General features: G+C 67.7%; 15 protein-coding genes and 2 pseudogenes. 8 read left to right on the top strand and 9 right to left on the bottom strand.

Annotated elements, in window-relative coordinates:
- Positions 1–51 precede the first annotated feature (51 nt).
- Positions 52–771, top strand: a complete 720-nt coding sequence (locus ACZ1HC_RS03330; protein ID WP_472698744.1) for a sulfotransferase family protein — start codon at positions 52–54, stop codon at positions 769–771.
- 57 nt (positions 772–828) lie between these two features.
- On the top strand, positions 829–2484 hold the full coding sequence (gene ettA / locus ACZ1HC_RS03325; protein ID WP_472698743.1) for an energy-dependent translational throttle protein EttA: 1656 nt from the start codon (positions 829–831) through the stop codon (positions 2482–2484).
- Between the two features lie 204 nt (positions 2485–2688).
- Here ettA and ACZ1HC_RS03320 read toward each other — a convergent pair.
- The 3 genes from ACZ1HC_RS03320 to ACZ1HC_RS03310 all read right to left on the bottom strand — a co-directional run bounded on the left by ACZ1HC_RS03320 (position 2689) and on the right by ACZ1HC_RS03310 (position 4303).
- Positions 2689–3457 (bottom strand): IS5 family transposase gene (locus ACZ1HC_RS03320; RefSeq protein ID WP_472698742.1). Its coding sequence is split into 2 segments (ribosomal slippage): positions 2689–3121 and positions 3120–3457, totalling 771 coding nucleotides; the frame shifts between segments, so codons are not numbered across the junction.
- A gap of 321 nt (positions 3458–3778) precedes the next feature.
- Positions 3779–3919, bottom strand: a complete 141-nt coding sequence (locus ACZ1HC_RS03315; RefSeq protein WP_472698741.1) for a hypothetical protein — start codon at positions 3917–3919, stop codon at positions 3779–3781.
- Between the two features lie 69 nt (positions 3920–3988).
- Entirely contained in the window at positions 3989–4303 is a 315-nt protein-coding gene (locus ACZ1HC_RS03310) for an HNH endonuclease family protein (RefSeq protein ID WP_472698740.1), read from the bottom strand.
- A gap of 144 nt (positions 4304–4447) precedes the next feature.
- Here ACZ1HC_RS03310 and ACZ1HC_RS03305 point away from each other — a divergent pair, with 144 nt between their 5' ends.
- The gene (locus ACZ1HC_RS03305; protein ID WP_472698739.1) at positions 4448–5842 is read left to right on the top strand and encodes a glycosyltransferase family 61 protein; all 1395 of its coding nucleotides are present in this window, start codon (positions 4448–4450) and stop codon (positions 5840–5842) included.
- On the opposite strand, the gene ACZ1HC_RS03300 is transcribed toward ACZ1HC_RS03305, so the two are convergent.
- Positions 5787–6932, bottom strand: a complete 1146-nt coding sequence (locus ACZ1HC_RS03300; RefSeq protein WP_472698738.1) for a glycosyltransferase family 61 protein — start codon at positions 6930–6932, stop codon at positions 5787–5789. The genes ACZ1HC_RS03305 and ACZ1HC_RS03300 overlap by 56 nt on opposite strands.
- An 85-nt stretch (positions 6933–7017) precedes the next feature.
- Positions 7018–8901, bottom strand: coding sequence for an acyl-CoA synthetase (locus ACZ1HC_RS03295; RefSeq protein WP_472698737.1), 1884 nt, complete (start codon positions 8899–8901; stop codon positions 7018–7020).
- A 301-nt stretch (positions 8902–9202) separates the two neighbouring features.
- Between ACZ1HC_RS03295 and ACZ1HC_RS03290 the strand changes: the two genes are divergently transcribed.
- Positions 9203–9742: a CAP domain-containing protein gene (locus ACZ1HC_RS03290; RefSeq protein ID WP_472698736.1), complete on the top strand. Its 540-nt coding sequence runs from the start codon at positions 9203–9205 to the stop codon at positions 9740–9742.
- Between the two features lie 21 nt (positions 9743–9763).
- On the opposite strand, the gene ACZ1HC_RS03285 is transcribed toward ACZ1HC_RS03290, so the two are convergent.
- Together ACZ1HC_RS03285 and ACZ1HC_RS03280 are read right to left on the bottom strand one after the other, a co-directional pair.
- Positions 9764–11512, bottom strand: coding sequence for an ABC transporter transmembrane domain-containing protein (locus tag ACZ1HC_RS03285; RefSeq protein ID WP_472698735.1), 1749 nt, complete (start codon positions 11510–11512; stop codon positions 9764–9766).
- Positions 11513–11610: 98 nt separating this feature from the next.
- Complete coding sequence (locus tag ACZ1HC_RS03280; protein WP_472698734.1) at positions 11611–12258, bottom strand: 5'-methylthioadenosine/S-adenosylhomocysteine nucleosidase; 648 nt, start codon at positions 12256–12258, stop codon at positions 11611–11613.
- Between the two features lie 100 nt (positions 12259–12358).
- Here ACZ1HC_RS03280 and zapE point away from each other — a divergent pair, with 100 nt between their 5' ends.
- Positions 12359–13459, top strand: coding sequence for a cell division protein ZapE (gene zapE, locus ACZ1HC_RS03275; protein ID WP_472698733.1), 1101 nt, complete (start codon positions 12359–12361; stop codon positions 13457–13459).
- Positions 13460–13534: 75 nt separating this feature from the next.
- Here zapE and ACZ1HC_RS03270 read toward each other — a convergent pair.
- A pseudogene (locus tag ACZ1HC_RS03270) lies at positions 13535–14805 on the bottom strand (bifunctional folylpolyglutamate synthase/dihydrofolate synthase).
- Between the two features lie 62 nt (positions 14806–14867).
- Entirely contained in the window at positions 14868–15848 is a 981-nt protein-coding gene (gene accD / locus ACZ1HC_RS03265) for an acetyl-CoA carboxylase, carboxyltransferase subunit beta (protein ID WP_472698732.1), read from the bottom strand.
- A 91-nt stretch (positions 15849–15939) separates the two neighbouring features.
- Between accD and cls the strand changes: the two genes are divergently transcribed.
- The 3 genes and pseudogenes from cls to ACZ1HC_RS03250 all read left to right on the top strand — a co-directional run bounded on the left by cls (position 15940) and on the right by ACZ1HC_RS03250 (position 18498).
- Positions 15940–17367 (top strand): cardiolipin synthase, encoded by a 1428-nt coding sequence (gene cls / locus ACZ1HC_RS03260; RefSeq protein WP_472698731.1) that lies wholly within the window; start codon positions 15940–15942, stop codon positions 17365–17367.
- A 9-nt stretch (positions 17368–17376) separates the two neighbouring features.
- On the top strand, positions 17377–17655 hold the full coding sequence (locus ACZ1HC_RS03255) for a 4a-hydroxytetrahydrobiopterin dehydratase (protein WP_472698730.1): 279 nt from the start codon (positions 17377–17379) through the stop codon (positions 17653–17655).
- A gap of 70 nt (positions 17656–17725) precedes the next feature.
- A pseudogene (locus ACZ1HC_RS03250) lies at positions 17726–18498 on the top strand (DUF6478 family protein).
- The last annotated feature ends 7 nt before the right edge of the window (positions 18499–18505 follow it).

Below are 18505 nucleotides of genomic sequence, written 5' to 3'. Positions count from 1 at the left end.
GGCGCAGATGCTGGGCCAGCACCCGCAGGTCTGGATCCCCCCTTCAAGGAGGTGCAGTATTTCAACCACCTGTTCATCCCCGACCATCGCCGCTGGATCGGCTGGCATTACCGCCAGAAGCCGCAGGAAATTCGCGACCGCCACGCCCGGCGCGCCATCCCCGTGCCGCCCGAACTGGACGCCTATCTGAACGGCATCACGCGCGGGAAGATGTTTCACAACCAGTGGTACAAGCGCGTCTTCGCCCCCGCGCCCGCAGGCGCGATCCCGATGGACTTCACGCCGGAATATTCCACCCTCCCCGAGACGGGCGTGGACCATGTGGCAAATTTCCTGCCCCGCGCCCGCGTCATCTACCTGATCCGCCACCCGGTCGATCGCGCCATCTCTCAGCTTCGCATGAACCTGCAGCGGGAGGGGCGCCGCCCGCGGACGCTGGCCGACTGGATGGCCGCGATCGACGACCCGGTGCTGTACGACCGGGGCGATTACGCCAGCTACCTGCCCCGCTGGCAAGCGCGCTTTCCCGACATGCTGGTGCTGCCCTTCGGCCGCATCGCCCGCGACCCGCAGCGGGTGATGGCCGCGGTCGAGTCGTTCCTGGGCATCGCCCCGCAGCCCTATGCGCAGATGCGCGACAGGGTCTTTTCCAACCCCAACCCCGACCGCCCGCCGCCCGAGGTCGCGCAGGCGCTGGCCGGGCGGATGGCCCGGCAGCTGGCCTTCCTTGCCGACCGCCTCGGGGCCGATTTCCTGGCCGAAACGCGCTGACCTTTCGCCCGGCGCCGCTTTGGCCTACATAGCACCCAAAATCTGCAGGAGATTCCGATGGCGTCCTATCAGTTCGTCTACCACATGGACGGCGTGTCCAAGACCTATCCCGGCGGCAAGAAGGTGTTCGAGAACATCCACCTGAACTTCCTGCCGGGCGTGAAGATCGGCGTGGTGGGCGTGAACGGCGCCGGCAAGTCCACGCTGCTGAAGGTGATGGCCGGGATCGACAAGGATTTCCAGGGCGAGGCCTGGGCCGCCAAGGGCGCCCGCGTCGGCTATCTGCCGCAGGAGCCGTGGCTTGACCCGCAGCTGAACGTCCGCGGCAACGTCATGGAGGGGGTGAAGGCCAAGCAGGCCAAGCTCGACCGCTACAACGAACTTGCCATGAACTATTCCGACGAGACCGCCGAGGAAATGGCCCGCCTCCAGGACGAGATCGACGCCGAGAACCTGTGGGATCTGGACAACCAGGTGGACATCGCGATGGAGGCGCTGCGCTGCCCGCCCGACGACGCCGAGGTGGAAACGCTGTCGGGGGGCGAACGCCGCCGCGTGGCGCTGTGCAAGCTGCTGCTGGAGGCGCCCGACATGCTGCTTCTGGACGAGCCGACCAACCATCTGGACGCCGAAACCATCGCCTGGCTGCAAAAGCACCTGATCGACTACAAGGGCACGATCCTGACCGTGACCCACGACCGCTATTTCCTGGACGACATCACCGGCTGGATCCTGGAACTGGAACGCGGCCGGGGCATCCCGCACGAGGGCAACTATTCCAGCTGGCTCGAGGCCAAGGCCAAGCGGGTCGCCCAGGAAGCGCGCGAGGACAAGGCCAAGCAGAAGGCCATGGAAAAGGAACTGGAATGGATCCGCGCGGGCGCCAAGGCCCGGCAGGCCAAGTCGAAGGCCCGCATCTCGGCCTATAACAAGATGGCCGACGAATCGATCAAGGAACTGGTCGGCAAGGCGCAGATCGTCATCCCGCACGGCCCGCGCCTGGGCGGCAAGGTGCTGGAGGTCGAAGGCCTGAAGAAGCACATGGGCGACAAGCTGCTGATCGAGGACCTGTCCTTCAGCCTGCCGCCCGGCGGCATCATCGGCGTGATCGGCCCCAACGGCGCGGGCAAGTCCACGCTGTTCAAGATGATCACCGGCCAGGAACAGCCCGACGAGGGCACCATCACCATCGGCGAGACGGTGAAGATGTCCTATGTTGACCAGTCCCGCGACAGCCTGGACCCTGACAAGACCGTGTGGGAGGAGATCTCGGGCGGGGCCGAGGTGATCGAACTGGGCGATGCGCAGGTGAACAGCCGCAACTATGTGGGCTCGTTCAACTTCAAGGGCGGCGACCAGCAGAAGAAGGTGGGCCTGCTGTCGGGCGGCGAACGCAACCGCGTCCACATGGCCAAGCTGCTGAAGTCGGGCGGCAACCTGCTGCTGCTGGACGAACCGACCAACGATCTGGACGTGGAAACCCTGCAGGCCCTGGAAGCCGCGATCGAGAACTTCGCCGGCTGCGCGATCATCATCTCGCACGACCGCTTCTTCCTCGACCGGCTCTGCACGCATATCCTGGCCTTCGAAGGCGATGCCCATGTCGAGTTCTTCGAGGGCAACTTCGAGGATTACGAGAAGGACAAGGTCCGCCGCCTGGGGCCGGACAGCATCGAGCCGAAGCGGGTGAAGTACAAGAAGTTCGCGAGGTAATTATGGATGATAGAATTAAGGGAGCAATAGAAGTTCAACTGCGGAAAAAGAACTACCATGCGATTGACACTATGATTGCATTGTGCCGGGGAGATGAAAGCCTCCAGAATTCACGTTTTTTAGAAATACTACAGAACATGGCTAGGGTCAGGACCCATAAACCTGTTTGAGGTTGCGCGGGCTAGGGTCCAGACTCATTGATCTTCAAAGCCAGAACATGACGGTTGCCGCGAGTGCGACAGCGGACAGGAAGGTCTTGGCGCATCTGTCATAGCGGGTTGCGACCCTGCGCCAGTCTTTCAGGCGACCGAACATGATCTCGATGCGGTTGCGGCGGCGATAGCGCCGCTTGTCGTAGCGGACCGCCTTGCCGCGCGACTTCCGCCCCGGGATGCAAGGGCGTATCCCCTTGTCTTTCAACGCTTCCCGGAACCAGTCGGCGTCGTAACCGCGATCCGCGATCATCCACTCGGCAGCGGGCAAGCTGCCCAGCAGGGCGGCGGCTCCGGTGTAGTCACTCACTTGGCCCGCGGTCATGAAGAACTTCAGGGGCCGTCCCTTGGCGTCGGTAACGGCATGTAGCTTGGTATTGAGCCCGCCCTTCGTTCTGCCAATCAAACGTCCGCGCTGGTCGTCGGGCCCCCTTTTTCGCCCGCAGGCTCGAAGCCGTGCGGTGCGCTTTCAGGTAGGTCGCATCGATCATGATGGTCTTCTGCTCGGCACCCTCGGAGGCCAGTCCTTCCATCATCCTGGCGAAGACTCCCATGTCGCCCCACCGCTTCCATCGGTTGTAGAGCGTCTTCGGAGGTCCATATTCACGCGGCGCATCGCACCATCTCAACCCATTACGATTGATGAAGATTATGCCGCTCAAGACCCGACGATCATCAACCCGCGGCTTGCCATGACTCCTCGGAAAGAACGGCTTCAAACGCTCCATCTGCTCGTCGGTCAGCCAGAAAAGATTGCTCATCATTGCCCCCATCAGTTCGGGAGCGTGAATCACGCAGCCAAGGCGACCGCAAGCCGATTAATGGGTCCTGACCCTAGGTTGCCTCCGCCTGATGAAGTTAAACAGTTACCTCCTCCAGATATAGAGCAGGATTGACTGATAAGCCCATAGAGTTGCCTGTCCTTCCGGTAGCCATGCGACGCAAAGCAATACGGGAATTTGCGCATCTTACCTATGATTATTTGAGGGGAAGTTTCCCTCCGCCGGCTTTCGGCCGTAACAATGGTGGGGGGAAAATCCTACCCTGCAAAACACGCAACGCCTTGCGGCGTTGCGCATCGTTCAGGCATTGACCGGCGGCTTGCCGGGGCAGTTGGCCAGGATCGTCGCGCCGGGCACGCCTTCGGGGGCGGTGACGGGCGCGGCAAGGACCGGGGCTGCCAGCAGGCAGGCGGTCAGGGTGGTCAGGGCAAGTCTCTTCATGGGCTCTCCTTTCCGGTTGCAACGGCCAAGCGTCGCCCGAATCGCCTGCGCGGCAAACACACAGCCGCGTTACCGCACCTTTCCGGTCCAGCCGGGCGGGCGCTTCGCCACCCACTCGAAGAAGCGCCGCAGGTCGGGATGGGCACGAAGGGCCTCGACGGCAGGGTAGTGGCGGGCAAGATCCGTTTCGCCCAGCGTCTTGTGGATGGTCTTGTGGCAGACGTGGTGCAGCAGCACCGTCTCGCCGCCCTTGCCGCCGCGCAGCTTGGGGATCAGGTGGTGGCGGCTTTGCGGGACGCCCGGCGGGATCGGGCGCAGGCAGAGCGGGCACAGGGGATCCCCGGACGGGGCGGGGGACGGGGCAGGGGGCGTGGCAGCGGACATGGCGGGCGATCTTCCAGGCAGGCGGCGCCCCCATCAAGGCCGGAAGCTCCCGGCAGGGCAAGGCCCGCTTTCGGCATCTGGTCAGGGTTGACGACACCTGCGACATTGCAACGAGAAGTCCTTGCATTCGCGACAGGAGGGGGCGTGTCGGCCGTTCACAGGGAAAGACCGGGCAGGTGGGCCGGACCCCCGCGGGACTATTTCTTCATTCCCGGGGTTGACGCGGGGCTGTACGGGATCGAGCGGCCCGACTGGCTGATCCGTCCGGTGACGGGCGCGCGCGTGCGCCAATACGCGCGCAGCGAACACCCCGCCATCCAGCGCCGGCTCGAGCGCAACCTGGAGGACCGCTGGCGCCGGACGCCCGTGATCTTCGAGACCAACACCTTCCTGGCCCTGGCCGAAGCGGCGCTGTTCAGCGCGGGCAGCCTTCGCATCAGGGGCAAGTGGCTGACGAACGGAGCCGCAGGCGATCGCGTCTTCGCCCGCTTCCTGAAGCACAACCGGACCAGGGCCGCGGTCGATGACATGATCGCCTTCTTCCGCGTCGCCCGCACCGCCGGCGACGCGGAGCTTCCGCCGTGGCGCGGCGACGCCACCGCCCTTCCCATCGGGATCGAGTGCCGGAACCGGACCAACTACTATCACTTCATGACCGAGACCTTGCCCCAACTGACGCATTTCTGCGACCGGGGCGAAGGCCCAATCACCGTGCATTGCCGAAACGCCCAGGCCTCGGGCTTTTCCGAAGCGTTCGTGCGGGCGCTTTTCCCGGAACTGGCCGGGCGCATCGTCTTCACGGACCGGGCGACGCGCCATGATCGCGTGGTGATCCCGCTGAACGCCCGGCACCTCATTCTGGCCAGCGGCGACGGCCGCATCAGCGGCCCGCTGTCGCGCTGTTGCGGAGATCCGGCGTGGCACGACCTGACCGCGCATACCCAAAGCCGCAAGTTCGTGCTGAAGAACAGCTTCGACCATTCGCTGCGCCGGATGCGCGACAGGGCCCTGGAAATGGCGGCCGGCCTGCCCGACCGGGCGCGGCCCGAGCGCATCCTGGTGCTGCGCGACCCGCGGAACGAGGCGGCCAACCAACGCGATTTCCTGGGCCAGGATGCGCTGTGGGACCGTCTGCGCCCCCTGGGATTCCGGAAGGTCTATTTCGAACGGCTGGCGCCGCTGGAACAGGTCGCCACCATGAACGCGGCCAGGGTTATCGTGTCGGCGCATGGCGCCTTCTTCGCCAACATGATGTTCGCCCACCCCGACGCTCATGTGATCGAGATCGGCAGCGTGCAGACGCAATTCCACCGCTGGGGCGACTTCCTGGGCAATGCCCATGTCGCGGGGTGCCGCTATTCGGTGGTCTTCGCCGATCTGGCGCAGCAGGACCCTTCGGTGATCCCGCCCATCACCGAAGGGCTGATCGGCGTGCAGGTGGGCAGATTCGCGATCGACCTGATCTGCGATCTGGCAGAGGGGGTCAGCCGGACTGATCGGCCTTCTGGATGCTGGTCTGGAAGCTGTCGTCGGCAATGAAGGGCCTGAAGGCCATGTCGTGCATCGCCTCGATGCGGTGCAGGTCGCGGTTGCGGTTCTCCAGCGTCAGCGGCTCCCAGGGAACCTCGCCCCGGATCAGCCCGGCCTCTTTTAGCGCCCGCCAGGTGCGGGGAAAGTCGATCTCGCCGAAGGAACTGCGGCTGGGCCGGTTGGTGTTGGCCGGCAGCCAGTCGTTCTTCAGCGCGTCCACGCCGACGCAGCGGATCCCCTTGAAGCCCGTCAACTGGCGGGCGAACAGGTCGCCGAACTCCAGGCTGCGGCGCCGCAGGATCGCCACCGTCTGGTCGGCGTTGCCGACATAGCCGATCAGGTGCAGGGGCGAACAATCCACCGAGACGACCGCCCGCGCCGCCTTGTACTGCGCCAGCTGCGCCAGTTTCGATTCCTTCTGCGGATGGAAGATCCTGTATCCTTCCTGTTCGAGATGGCGTTCCAGCTTGCCTTCGCCCAGGATCCCGCCCCGCTCGGGCGGCAGTTGGGACCGCGATATGTAGATCCGCTCGGCGCCGGCGGGCGCCACCGTCACCCCCGCGTGGCGGTTGATGAAGTCCACGAACTTGCGGCTGCCGCCCGCCAGATCCCCCAGGCCGAAACCCTGCCTGGGCACATAGAGCCTTTCGACGCGCACCGGTTCCGCCGGGCAGGCGATCACAAGGCCGGCCAGGCCGAAGTTGTCGATCAGATCGCGATAGACCTCGAAGGGGCGCAGGTTGTCCTTCATCTGGTTCTTCGGCGTGAAGATCAGGCCGTCGATGCTGTCCCGCAGCTGATCCAGGGCCCAGATGCGGGTCATGCTTTCGGTGATGAAATGCCCGAAATGGCCATAGCTGATCCCCGCGAACATATGCGTCCCCGGCATGTCCCGAATATCTGCGGGGCGGGGCATGGGGGGCTCGGAATTGACCGGCAGGACCGTGCTGGACCAGCTGATGGAATTGGCGACGAAGGCGCCATCGCCCGTCAGGACGCCCGAAGGTTGCCACTTTCCCTGCCCCTTCGGTCCCGGTGGGACCACGATCGCGTTCTCGATCAGAACCAGGTCGTCCGATTCGTCAGTCAGGTCCAGCATCGCATCCCCGCAGAACGGCATCCGCCGGGATTTTTCTACGCAGAATTGTGAACGGTAACAAGCCGGCCACCGCGGATTGCAGCGATCACTGCCATTCCCAGGGGCGCGTGAACTCGCCCAGCCGGGCCTTGACGGCAGCCTCGTCCACCTGGCCTTCGCGGGCCAGGCGGGCCACCAGGCCGCGCTTCTTGTCCTCGACCACCTCGGCCACATGGGCGCCGGTGCCGGCAAGGGCCTCGTCATAGACGCGCTTGATGGCCATGCGGCGCAGGTCGGGCTTGAAGATCTTGCCGACGGCGGTCTTGGGCAGTTCGGGCAGGATCTCGACATGCTTGGGGATGGCGGCGCGTTCGTGGATGTGCTGCCGGGCATGGGCCAGCAGGTCGTCCTCGGTGACCTGGGCGCCGGCGACCAGTTCGACATAGACGCAGGGCAGTTCGCCCGCGAAGCTGTCGGGCTGGCCGATCGCGCCGGCAAAGGCCACGGCGGGATGCGTCAGCATCGCCTCCTCGATCTCGGCGGGGTCGATGTTGTGGCCGCCGCGAATGATCAGGTCCTTGGCGCGGCCGGTGATCCACAGATACCCGTCCGCGTCCAGCCGCCCCAGATCGCCGGTGCGCAGATAGACATCCTCGGCGAACAGCTTGTGGTTCTTGTCGGCCTCGGTATAGGTCGAGCCCGGAAAGACCCCGGGATTGGCCACGCAGATCTCTCCGACCACGTCGGTGGGGCATTCGTGGACGTTGCCGGCGTCGTCGTGGTTGAGGATGCGGACACGCGTGTAGGGCATCGGAATGCCCACCGATCCGACCTTCTTCAGCCCGTCGACCGGGTTGCAGCTGACAAGGCAGGTCGCCTCGGTCAGGCCGTAGCCTTCGGAAATCTCGACCCCGGTGGCGGCCTTGAAGCGGTTGTAAAGCTCGACCGGCAGCGGCGCCGACCCCGAGATCGCGGTCTTGAGCGAGCGCACATCGGCGTTCACCGGCCGCTGCATCAGCGCGGCGATGGCGGTGGGGACGGTGATCAGGAAGGTCGCCTGCCACCGTTCGATCAGCTTCCAGAAGTTGTCGAAGACCCCGTCGCCCCGGTATCCGGCCGGGGTCGGCATGACGACATGGGCGCCCGACGCGACGCAGGACATCAGGATCGGATAGGCCGCGAACACGTGGAACATCGGCAGCGGGCACATCAGCACGTCGGTCTCGTCGAAAAGCAGCGATCCGCCCAGCCAGCCGTTGTAGATCATGCCCGAATACTTGTGCTGGGCGACCTTGGGCATCCCGGTGGTGCCGCCGGTATGGAAGTAGGCGGCGACCCGGTCGCGCTGGACATCCTCGAAATCCAGCCGCGTGTGCTTCTCGCAGCTTGTCGCGGCCTCGAAGCCCAGGACCTTGGCCTTGTGGCGGCGCTTCACCCGCGGCCGGATCAGCGGCACGATGAAGCGCTTCAGCCCGCGCAGGTGGCGGTTCAGGTCGATCTCGACCACGTGGGTGACGTCGGGGGCCAGGGCCACCGCCTCGGCCGCCTTCTGGGCCACGTCGGTCTTGGGAAAGGCGCGCAGCGTCACCAGAACCTTGGCGCGGGTTTCGCGCAGGATGCCCGCGATCTGTTCGGCGTCCAGCAGCGGGTTGATCGGGTTGACGATCCCGGCCGTGGCGCCGGCCAGCAGCACCACCGGCGTTTCCAGCGAATTCGGCAGAAGATAGGCAACGGTGTCGGTCGGCCCGACGCCCAGCTTGCGCAGCAGGTTGGCGGTTTCGGTGACGCGCTCCAGCAGGTCGCGCCAGGTCAGGGTCGAGGCGTGGCTCTTGGGGTCGGACAGAAGCTGGAAACTGATCGCCGGGCGGTCGGGGAAGCGTTCGGCCGTGCGCGACAGCAGGCCGTAGATCGTGACCGGCAGGCCCCGGGCCTCGTAGGGCATCTCTGCCTCAAGGGCGTTGCGGTCGTCGTAAGTGCTGAAGCGCGTCATCCATTCCTCCCACGGGACCACCCTCCTGATCCCAACGATGCCCCAGAATGGGACATCGGCGGGAAAGGGGGCAAGAGCCTTGACGAAACGTCATTGCAGGACGCGGCGTCAGCAAGGGCCGACGCTGCGTCAGCGTCGGCCCGCCGCGCAAGCCCGGGCGGCGCGACCAAAGACGGACGCGACGGTGAAGGGCGCGGGCTTGCGGCGGGTATCGCCCGTCTGTCCCCCGAGCAATCGCGCGTTGTCCATTTTTTAAATATTTCACCCATAGGATGTGTCCGACATCCCGAGGTGAAACGACATGAGATTTTCCATCCGTTTTTCTGCCGTGGCACTTGGCTGCGCCGTGCTGGCTGCCTGTGCCCAGACCGGTCCCGACCAGGCTGCCGGTGACGATCCCCATGCCATGCAGCTGATGCCGGCCGGCCAGGCGACCTGCCTTGCCACCAGCCCCGGCCAGAACAGCCTGGGCGCGGCGGCCACCAACGCCATGCGGCGCGGCGCGGGCCTTGCGCCCGTGCGGCCGGATCCGGTGCTGGCCCAGGTCGCCGCGCGGCACGCTTGCGACATGGCGCAGCGCGGCCGCATGACCCATCTGGGCAGCACGACCAGCGGCCCCGGCCCGCGCGTCAAGGCGGCAGGCTACGCCCCCCGCGTCACGGCGGAAAACATCGCCGCCGGACCCTTCTCGCAGGAACGCGTGCTGTCCGAGTGGAACGCGTCCAGCGGCCACCGCGCCAATATCCTGATCCCGCAGGTGCGCGATTACGGCATCGGCCAGGCGATCGGCCCGGACGGCAAGACGCGCTTCTGGGCTGCCGTCTATGCCGCGCCCAAGTGACGGCGGGAACCGGGGCGCCGGTCAGGCGGGTTCCGGCAGCCGCGGCATGTCGGTGAACTGCATCCGCGCCAGCCGCGCGTAAAGGCCGCCCTCGGCCACCAGGGCGTCATGGCTGCCCTGCGCCACGATCCGGCCGCCGTCGAAGACCACGATGCGGTCGGCCTTCTTCACGGTGGCCAGCCGGTGGGCCACGACCACCGTGGTCCGGTTCTCGGACAGGCGCTGCACGGCGGCCTGAACCAGCGATTCCGATTCCGCGTCAAGCGCGCTGGTGGCCTCGTCCAGCAGCAGCACCGGGGCGTCGCGCAGGATGGCGCGGGCGATGGCAATGCGCTGGCGCTGGCCGCCCGACAGCATCACCCCGCGTTCGCCCAGCGGCGTGTCGTAGGCTTGCGGCAGGGCGCTGATGAAGTCATGGGCATGGGCGGCGCGGGCGGCGGCCTCGACTTCGGCGGGCGGGGCATCGGGACGGCCCAGGCGGATGTTTTCCAGGGCGCTTGCCGCGAAGATCACCGGATCCTGCGGCACCAGCGCCAAGGCCTGCCGGAAATCGGCCCGCGCCATGTCGCGCAGATCGATGCCGTCCAGCGTCACCCGGCCCGCCGCCGGATCCCAGAACCGCTGGATCAACTGGATCACCGTCGTCTTTCCCGCGCCCGAGGGGCCGACCAGGGCCACCGTCTCGCCGGGGTTGATCGACAGGCTGACCCCTTCCAGGGCCGACACATCGGGCCGGGTGGGATAGCGGAAGCTCACATCCTCGAGCGTGATGCGGCCGCGCACCGGGCGGGGCAGGGGAACCGGCCGGGCCGGATCGGTCAGCGCATCCTCGGCCGACAGCAATTCGCCCAGGCGTTCGGTGGCGCCGGCGGCGCGCTGCAGTTCCCCCCAGATCTCGGACAGGGCGCCGGTCGAACTGGCGACAAGGATCGCGTAGATCACGAACTGCACCAGCTGCCCCGCCGTCATCGCGCCCGTCTGCACGTCCCGCGCGCCGATCCACAGGACGCCGATCACGCCGGCGAAGATCAGGAAGATCACGATGGCCGTCATCACGGCCCGCGTGCGGATCCGCGTCAGCGCCACCGCGAAGGCGCTTTCCGTCACCTCGTCGAAGCGCGCGATGCTGCGGCCCTCGTGGGTATATGCCTGCACCGTCTGCGCGGCCAGCAGCGCCTCGGAGGCGGCCCCGGACGAGGCGGCGATCCAGTCCTGGTTGGCCCGCGACAGGTCCCGCAGGCGGCGGCCCAGCACGATGATCGGGACCAGGATCGCCGGCACGATCAGCAGCACCAGCCCCATCAGCTTCAGCGAGGTGAAGGCCAGCATCGCCAGCCCCCCCGCCAGGATCAGCATGTTGCGCAGCGCGATCGAGAGCGAGGATCCGATCACCGACTGGATCAGCGTGGTGTCGGTGGTGATGCGCGACAGGATTTCCCCGGTCATCACCCGTTCGAAAAACGCCGGGGACAGGGTGATGACGCGGGCGAAGACCGCCTTGCGGATGTCGGCCACGACCCGTTCGCCCAGCCGCGTCACGAAGAAGTACCGCGCCGCCGTGCCCAGGGCCAGCAGCGCCACGATCAGCAGCGCGGCCCCGAAATATTCGTCCAGAAGCCCCGCCCCATCGTCGAAATTGTCCACCACCCGCCGCGCCGCCAGGGGCAGGACCAGGCTGATGGCCGAGGTGGCGACAAGCGCGATCAGCGCCAGAGCCGCCTGGAGGCGGTAGGGGCGGACAAAGGGCCAGAGCGCGCGCAGGGCGCCCACGCGCCTGCTGGCGGGCCGGTCGGGGGGGTGGTGGTGCCGCGTGCCATGTCTGCCTTTGCCGGTCGATATGCCCTGCCGGGTTTAGGGGCAGACTGCCCTCAGGACAAGCGCGGGGGCGCCGCCATCAGCCGCCCGTCGGCCAGCTGCTCGGCCATCAGGTCCACGGCAAGGGCCAGCTTCTCGTCGATGATGTGCAGGTATTGCGTCCAGTCCGACAGGTGCTGCAATTCCGCCGCCCCGTCCGAGACGCCGCGCAACCCGATCAGCGGCACCCCGAAATGCTGGGCCGCACGCAGATGGGCAAAGGTTTCCATGTCCACCATGTCCTCGGCCACCGCATCATAGGCAGCGCCGCTGACGACATTGGCGCCCGTGGACAGCGTGGCCGAGGGGATACCCTCGATCCGGTGGGGCAGTTCGACGCGCACCGGCAGATCCAGCAGCGGCGTGCGGCCTTTCTCGAACCCCAGGGGCGACGCGTCCATGTCGCGATAGGCGACCGCGCTGACCTGATAGACCTCGGCCTGTTCCAGCCGCGCCGATCCGGCCGAGCCCAGCGACACGATCAGCCGGGGCAGATCGCGCATCCCGGCCAGGGCCGCCGTCAGCTGGACCGCGCCCTCGACCGGGCCGATGCCGGTGATGACCGGGTCGATCCGGGCGCGCAGGGCGGGGCCGTATTCGGCGGGGGCGGCCATCGCGAACAGGACCGGGATGCCGGCGATCAGGGTGGGGGACGTGCTCATGGCTCCTCGGGGGTTGCTGGGTCAGGGGTCGCACGGGCGGTGGCGGGCGGTCAAGCATGGGGTCTTGCGGCCGCTTCGGCATCCGTGGCAGGTGCGGCGCATGGGCAGGGTCAGCGATCTTTACCGACGGCGCGTGGCGGAAGGCCGGATCGAGGCGGATCCGGCGCAGCTTGGCGTGCTGCCGCATCTGGACCGGGTGCTGGACGATCTTGCCGCCGCCCCCGTCCCCGAGAAACGGTCCGCCTGGCGCGCCTTCCTGGGGGTAGGCAGCCCGCCGCCCGCGCCAGCGGCGCGGGGGCTGTATCTGTGGGGCGGCGTCGGGCGCGGCAAGTCGATGCTGATGGATCTGGTGGCCGAGGCCGCGACCGTGCCCGTCCGGCGGGTGCATTTCCACGCCTTCATGCAGGAAATCCAGGCGGGCCTGAACCGCGCCCGCCAGCGCGGAGAGCAGGACACCGTGCGTCCCGTCGCCATCGAGGTCGCCTCGCGGGTGCGGCTGCTGTGTTTCGACGAAATGCAGATCACCGACATCGCCGATGCGATGATCGTGGGGCGGCTGTTCCAGGTCCTGCTGGAGCAGGGGGTGGTGATCGTCACCACCTCGAACCGGGCGCCCGAGGATCTGTACAAGCACGGCCTGAACCGGCAGCTGTTCCTGCCCTTCATCGACCTGATCCGCCAGCGGCTCGAGGTGGTGTGCCTGGACAGTCCGGTTGACCACCGGCAGGGGCGGGTGACGGGCGGGCAGGTGTGGTTCTGCCCGGCCAATGGCGCCGCGAAGGCCGCGATGGACGCCATCTGGGACGGCCTGACCGGCGGCGCCCCGGGCACCCCCCATGCGATCGAGGTCGGCGGGCGCAGCTTCACCCTGCCGCAGTTCGCGGATGGCGTGGGCCGTTCGGGGTTCTGGGATCTCTGCGGCAAGCCTCTGGGGCCGGCCGATTACCTGGCGCTGTCGCGCGAGGTCAGGGTGCTGATGATCGACGCCATCCCGCGGCTGTCGGCGTCCAACTATAACGAGGCCAAGCGGTTCGTGACGCTGATCGACGCGCTCTATGAGGCGAAGGTCCGGCTGGTCGCCAGCGCGGCCGACCAGCCCGAGCAGCTTTATAACGAGGGCGAGGGCAGCTTCGAGTTCGAGCGCACTGCCAGCCGGCTGCGGGAAATGCAGGACGCCGCCTGGGGCGGAGACAGCGGCTAGCGGCGGCGCGAACCTTGGCGGCCGGGTCAGGCGGCCCGGGCAGCGGACCCGGGGTTGTTCGCCCGACCTGATCCGCTAGCCGTTTTCCCGCAGCACCCGTCCCGCCAGATACAGCGATCCGCAGATCAGGATGCGGGCCTGGGGGTCGCGGCTGGCGATCCTGGCGATGGCCGACGCAACATCCGGCGCGGTTGCGGCGATCATCCCGGCATGGGTGGCAACCTCGGCCGTGGTCGCGGCGGGGAGGGTGTTGGGCTCGCCCGGGATGTCTATGGCCGTGAGCGACCGCGCATGGGCCGCCAAGGGCCGCAGATAGCCCGCGATGTCCTTGGTGTTCAGCATCCCGCAAACCAGATGCGTCGGGCGCGGCGGCAGGGCGGCAAGCGTCGCGGCCAAGGCCTCGCCCCCGGCCGGGTTGTGGCCGCCGTCCAGCCACAGTTCGGCCTGCGGACCGGCCAGATCGACCAGCGGCCCGTGGCGGAGGCGCTGCATCCGCGCGGGCCATTCGGCGCGGGTCACCGCGGCGCGGGCCTGGGCCTCGGTGGCGCCAAGCTGGCGCAGGGCGGCAAGGGCCGTGCCGGCGTTCTGGATCTGGTGCGGGCCGACCAGATTGGGCAGCGGCAGATCCCACAGCCCGTGGTCGTCCTGATAGATCATGCCGTCCCGGTCCCGCGCGATCATCCAGTGCTGGCCGTGGGCAAGAACAGGGGCCGTCAGGCCCGAGGCCCTGGCCTCGATCACGCGCAGGGCCTGATCGTCCTGCGGGCCCACCACCACGGGGACGCCGCGCTTGATGATGCCGGCCTTTTCCGCCGCGATCAGGGGCAGCGTGTCGCCCAGGTATTGCGTGTGGTCGATGCTGACCGGGGTGATGACGCACAGCCGCGGCCGGTCGATCACGTTGGTGGCATCCAGCCTGCCGCCCAGGCCTACCTCGAGCAGCGTGTAGTCGGCGGGGATGCGGGAAAACGCGAGGAAAGCCGCCGCCGTCGTGATCTCGAAGAAGGTGATGGGCTGGCCGGCATTGGCACCCTCGCATTCCTCGAGTGCCGCCGAGAGGTCGGGTTCCGCGATCAGTTCGCCCGCCAGGCGGATGCGTTCGTGGAAGCGCGCCAGATGCGGCGAGGTGTAGGCGTGGACACGCGCCCCCCGGCCTGAAGCCCCGCGCGGATCATCGCCAGGGTGCTGCCCTTGCCGTTGGTCCCGGCGATGTGGATGACCGGCGGGATGCGGCGTTCGGGATGGTCCAAGGCCGCCAGCAGGCGCCTCATCCGGTCCAGCGACAGGTCGATGACCTTCGGATGGAGGGACATCAGGCGGTCCAGGATGGCGTCGGAATGGCTCATGCGGCACAAGCCGGGGGTCTCGGACCCCCGGACCCCCGAGGATATTTGGACACGGAAGATGGTCAGTCGGCGGGCGCGGGTTCGGACCGGGCCGGCCTGGGGCGGGACGCGTCCCGGCGGGCCGGTTCGGGTTGGGCGGGTTCGGGCTGGATCGCTTCGGCCGAGGGCGCCGGCAGGTCGGCGCGGGTGGGTGCCGGCAGCCCGCCGATCATGCGCAGGATCGAGATCAGTTCGTCGCGCAGCTTCTTGCGGTGCGTCACCCGGTCCAGCATCCCGTGTTCCAGCAGGTATTCGGCCCGCTGGAAGCCTTCGGGCAGCTTTTCGCGGATGGTCTGCTCGATGACGCGGGGACCGGCGAAGCAGATCAGGGCGTTGGGCTCGGCGATCTGGATGTCGCCCAGCATGGCGTAGCTGGCGGTGACGCCGCCGGTGGTCGGGTGAGTCAGCACCACCACATAGGCCAGGCCCGCCTCTTTCAGCATCTGGACGGCGACGGTGGTGCGGGGCATCTGCATCAGCGACAGGATCCCTTCCTGCATCCGCGCCCCGCCCGCCGCCGAGAACACCACCAGCGGGCGCCTGGTCCTGACCGCGCGTTCGGCCGCGGCGATCAGCGCGTTGCCCACATACATGCCCATCGACCCGCCCATGAAGCTGAAGTCCTGGGCTGCGGCGACGATGGGGGTGCGGCCGATCTCGCCCTCGGCGACCAGCATGGCCTCTTTCTCGCCGGTGGCCTTCTGCGCAGCCTTCATGCGGTCCGGGTATTTCTTCTGGTCGCGGAACTGCAGGGGGTCGGCGATGGGTTCGGGGACCTTGACCTCCAGGAAGGCGCCGCCGTCGAACAGCGCAGTGAAGCGGTCGCGCGGGCTGATCGCCAGATGGTGGTCGCAGGTCGTGCAGACGTTCAGGTTGTCCGACAATTCGCGGTGAAACAGCATGGCGCCGCATTCGGGACACTTCGTCCACAGGTTCTCAGGCACCTCGCGGCGCGAGAACAGCGAATTGATGCGCGGACGGACGTAGTTGGTGATCCAGTTCATTCGCGAACGGCCCTTGCTGTTTTCAAGCCCCCGAGATAGGCCCCGACGGCAGGAATTGCAATTGCCGCGGCAGAGAGGAATGATGCGCGGCATGTGGGCTTCCTTCCTGGTCATCCTTCACACCACGGTCACGCTGGCGTTGATCGCGCGCGTCCTGATCCGCCCCCGGCTGGATCCCTCGGTGCGGCTGGCCTGGATCATGGTGATCGAGGCGCTGCCGGTCGTCGGCATCCTGGCCTATGTGCTGTTCGGCGAGGTGCGGTTGAACCAGGCCGAGGTTCAGCGCATGGCCGACGTGCGCGACCGGCTGACCAACCTGCGCGTCCCCAACCCCGCCGTCATCGCCGAGCCGCCCCATTACGCGGTGCCGGTGGTGGCCGCGAATGCGGCGGTGGGGGGCATGTCGGCGTTGTCGGGCAACCGCATCCGCCTGCTGGAGGAGGGCGACGAGGCCATCGACCGGCTGATCGACGCCATCGACCGGGCCGTGGATCACGTGCATGTGCTGTTCTACATCTGGCTGCCCGACCATTCCGGCCAGAAGGTGGCCGAGGCGGTGGCCCGCGCCGCCGGGCGGGGGGTCGAATGCCGGGTGATCGTCGATGCCCTGGGATCGCGGCTTCTGGTGCGCTCGCCGCTGTGGGCGCGGATGCAGGAGGCCGGCGCCGAATGCGTGACCGCCTTCCCCTGGGGGCTGCCCTTCATCAGCGTGCTGTTCCGCCGACTGGATCTGCGCAACCACCGCAAGATCCTGGTGGTGGACAACCGGGTGGCCTTCTCGGGCAGCCGGAACTGCGCCGACATGGCCTTCGCCATCAAGCCGCGCTTCGCCCCCTGGGTCGATATCCTGATGTCGGTCGAGGGGCCGGTCGTCCGGCAGTACCAGTCGGTCTTCCTGAGCGACTGGATGAGCTATACCGGCAAGGATCTGGGCGACATGCTGCAGCCCGTCAGCCCCGCCGCCGATCCCGGAGAGGTGGCGCAGGTCATCCCCACCGGCCCCGACCGGCGGCAGGGCTCGATTTCCGACTGCCTGACGGGAATGCTGCACGCCGCGCGTGATCGGGTGGTCATCACCACGCCCTATTACGTGCCCGATACCGCCCTGGACGCGGCCGTGCGGGCGGCGGCGCGGCGCGGGGTCGAGGTGACGATGATCCTGCCGGCGCGCAACGATTCCCTGGTGGTCGGGGCGACCAGCCAGGGGTTCTATCATGGCCTGCTGTCGGCGGGCGCGCGGATCATGCTGTTCCAGGACGGCCTGCTGCATTCCAAGATCATGACCGTGGACGGCCGCATGGGCATGGTGGGCAGCGCCAACCTGGACCGGCGCAGCTTCGAGCTGAACTACGAGGTCAACATGGCCGTCTTCGACCACGAATTCGTGGCGGAACTGGACGCGCGGCAGGACAGCTATGTCGAACGCTCGCGCGAGATCACGCTGGAGGAGGTGCGCGACTGGTCCCTGCTGCGCCGGTTGCGCAACAACCTGCTGGCCCTGGCCTCGCCGCTGCTGTGAGGAGGAGCGATGGACCCGGGCAGGATCGCGGAACGGCTGGATGCTCTGGACGGTTGGGCCCTGACCCCGGACGGAAGCGCGATCACGCGCCGTTTCCGGTTCAAGGGCTTCGCCAGGGCCGTCGAGATGGCCAACCTGGTCGCATGGCTGGGCAACAAGCGCAACCACCATCCCGACATCGCCTTCGGCTGGGGCTATTGCCAGGTGTCGTTCACCACCCATGACGCCGGCGGGCTGACCGAGGCCGATTTCGACTGCGCCGCGCATCTGGACGCGCTGCTGTCCTGAGGCTTGTTCGCGTCAAGGTTGCAGTCTATCCACAAGGAAGCGACAAGCGGAAAGGGACAGGCTGCCCGTCATGGCGATGCGACTGGGGGAACTGTTCGGCCTGGACCGGCGCCGCCCCGACTGGGCGCGGCTGGCCGACCGTCTGGACCGCCGGCCCCGGCCCGTCGATCCCGCACTGCGCGAGCAGGCGCAGGCCCTGCATCGCAGCCTGTCGCGGTTCCTTCAGGCGTCGGACCCGCTGATGCTGCGAAAGACCGCGCTGGCGCCGGGCGACCTGCCGGCCGGCACGGACTGGCACTGGCGGCCGCGGCTGCTGTGCGGGCAGATCAGCCCCCGGCGGTGGCCGCCCCCCGCAGCGGGCACCGGCTGGCCGAGGATGCCGCCCTTTGGCACGACTGTCCCCACGATGCGCTGATCCTGCGCCAGCTGTCGCGGCCGCGCCCCGGGCAGGCGGCCTGCTATGGCCTGCAGATCGAGATGATGGGCGCGTCCTGCGGGTTCCTGTCGCTGGCCCTGGACCTGCCGGGGGACGCGCTGGAGGGGCTGGGGCCGGACCAGGTGCTGCACCTGGATGCGGTGACCGAGGCGGAGCGGCCGATCACCCTCTATGCCCGGATCAACCTGGTGCAGGGCCCGAACACCGAGACGATGCTGCGCCAGCTTGGCCATCCGGTCGAGGGCCCTGGCGCCAGGCGGCAGGCCGAGTTCGACCTGGCCTATGCGGGCCTTGCCAACCGGCCCGTCGATCGGGCCTGGCTGGACCTGATCTTCGAGGCGCCGCGCCGGAACGCCGTGATCCTCGACGACCTGCTGGTGTCCCGCCGGCGGCGCGCCCAGGCCTGAGGCGCGG

Source organism: Paracoccus sp. BR5-17 (genome assembly GCF_055693925.1).
The sequence above is the reverse complement of the archived record's forward strand: the minus strand, read 5'-3'. Positions and strand labels throughout refer to the sequence as shown.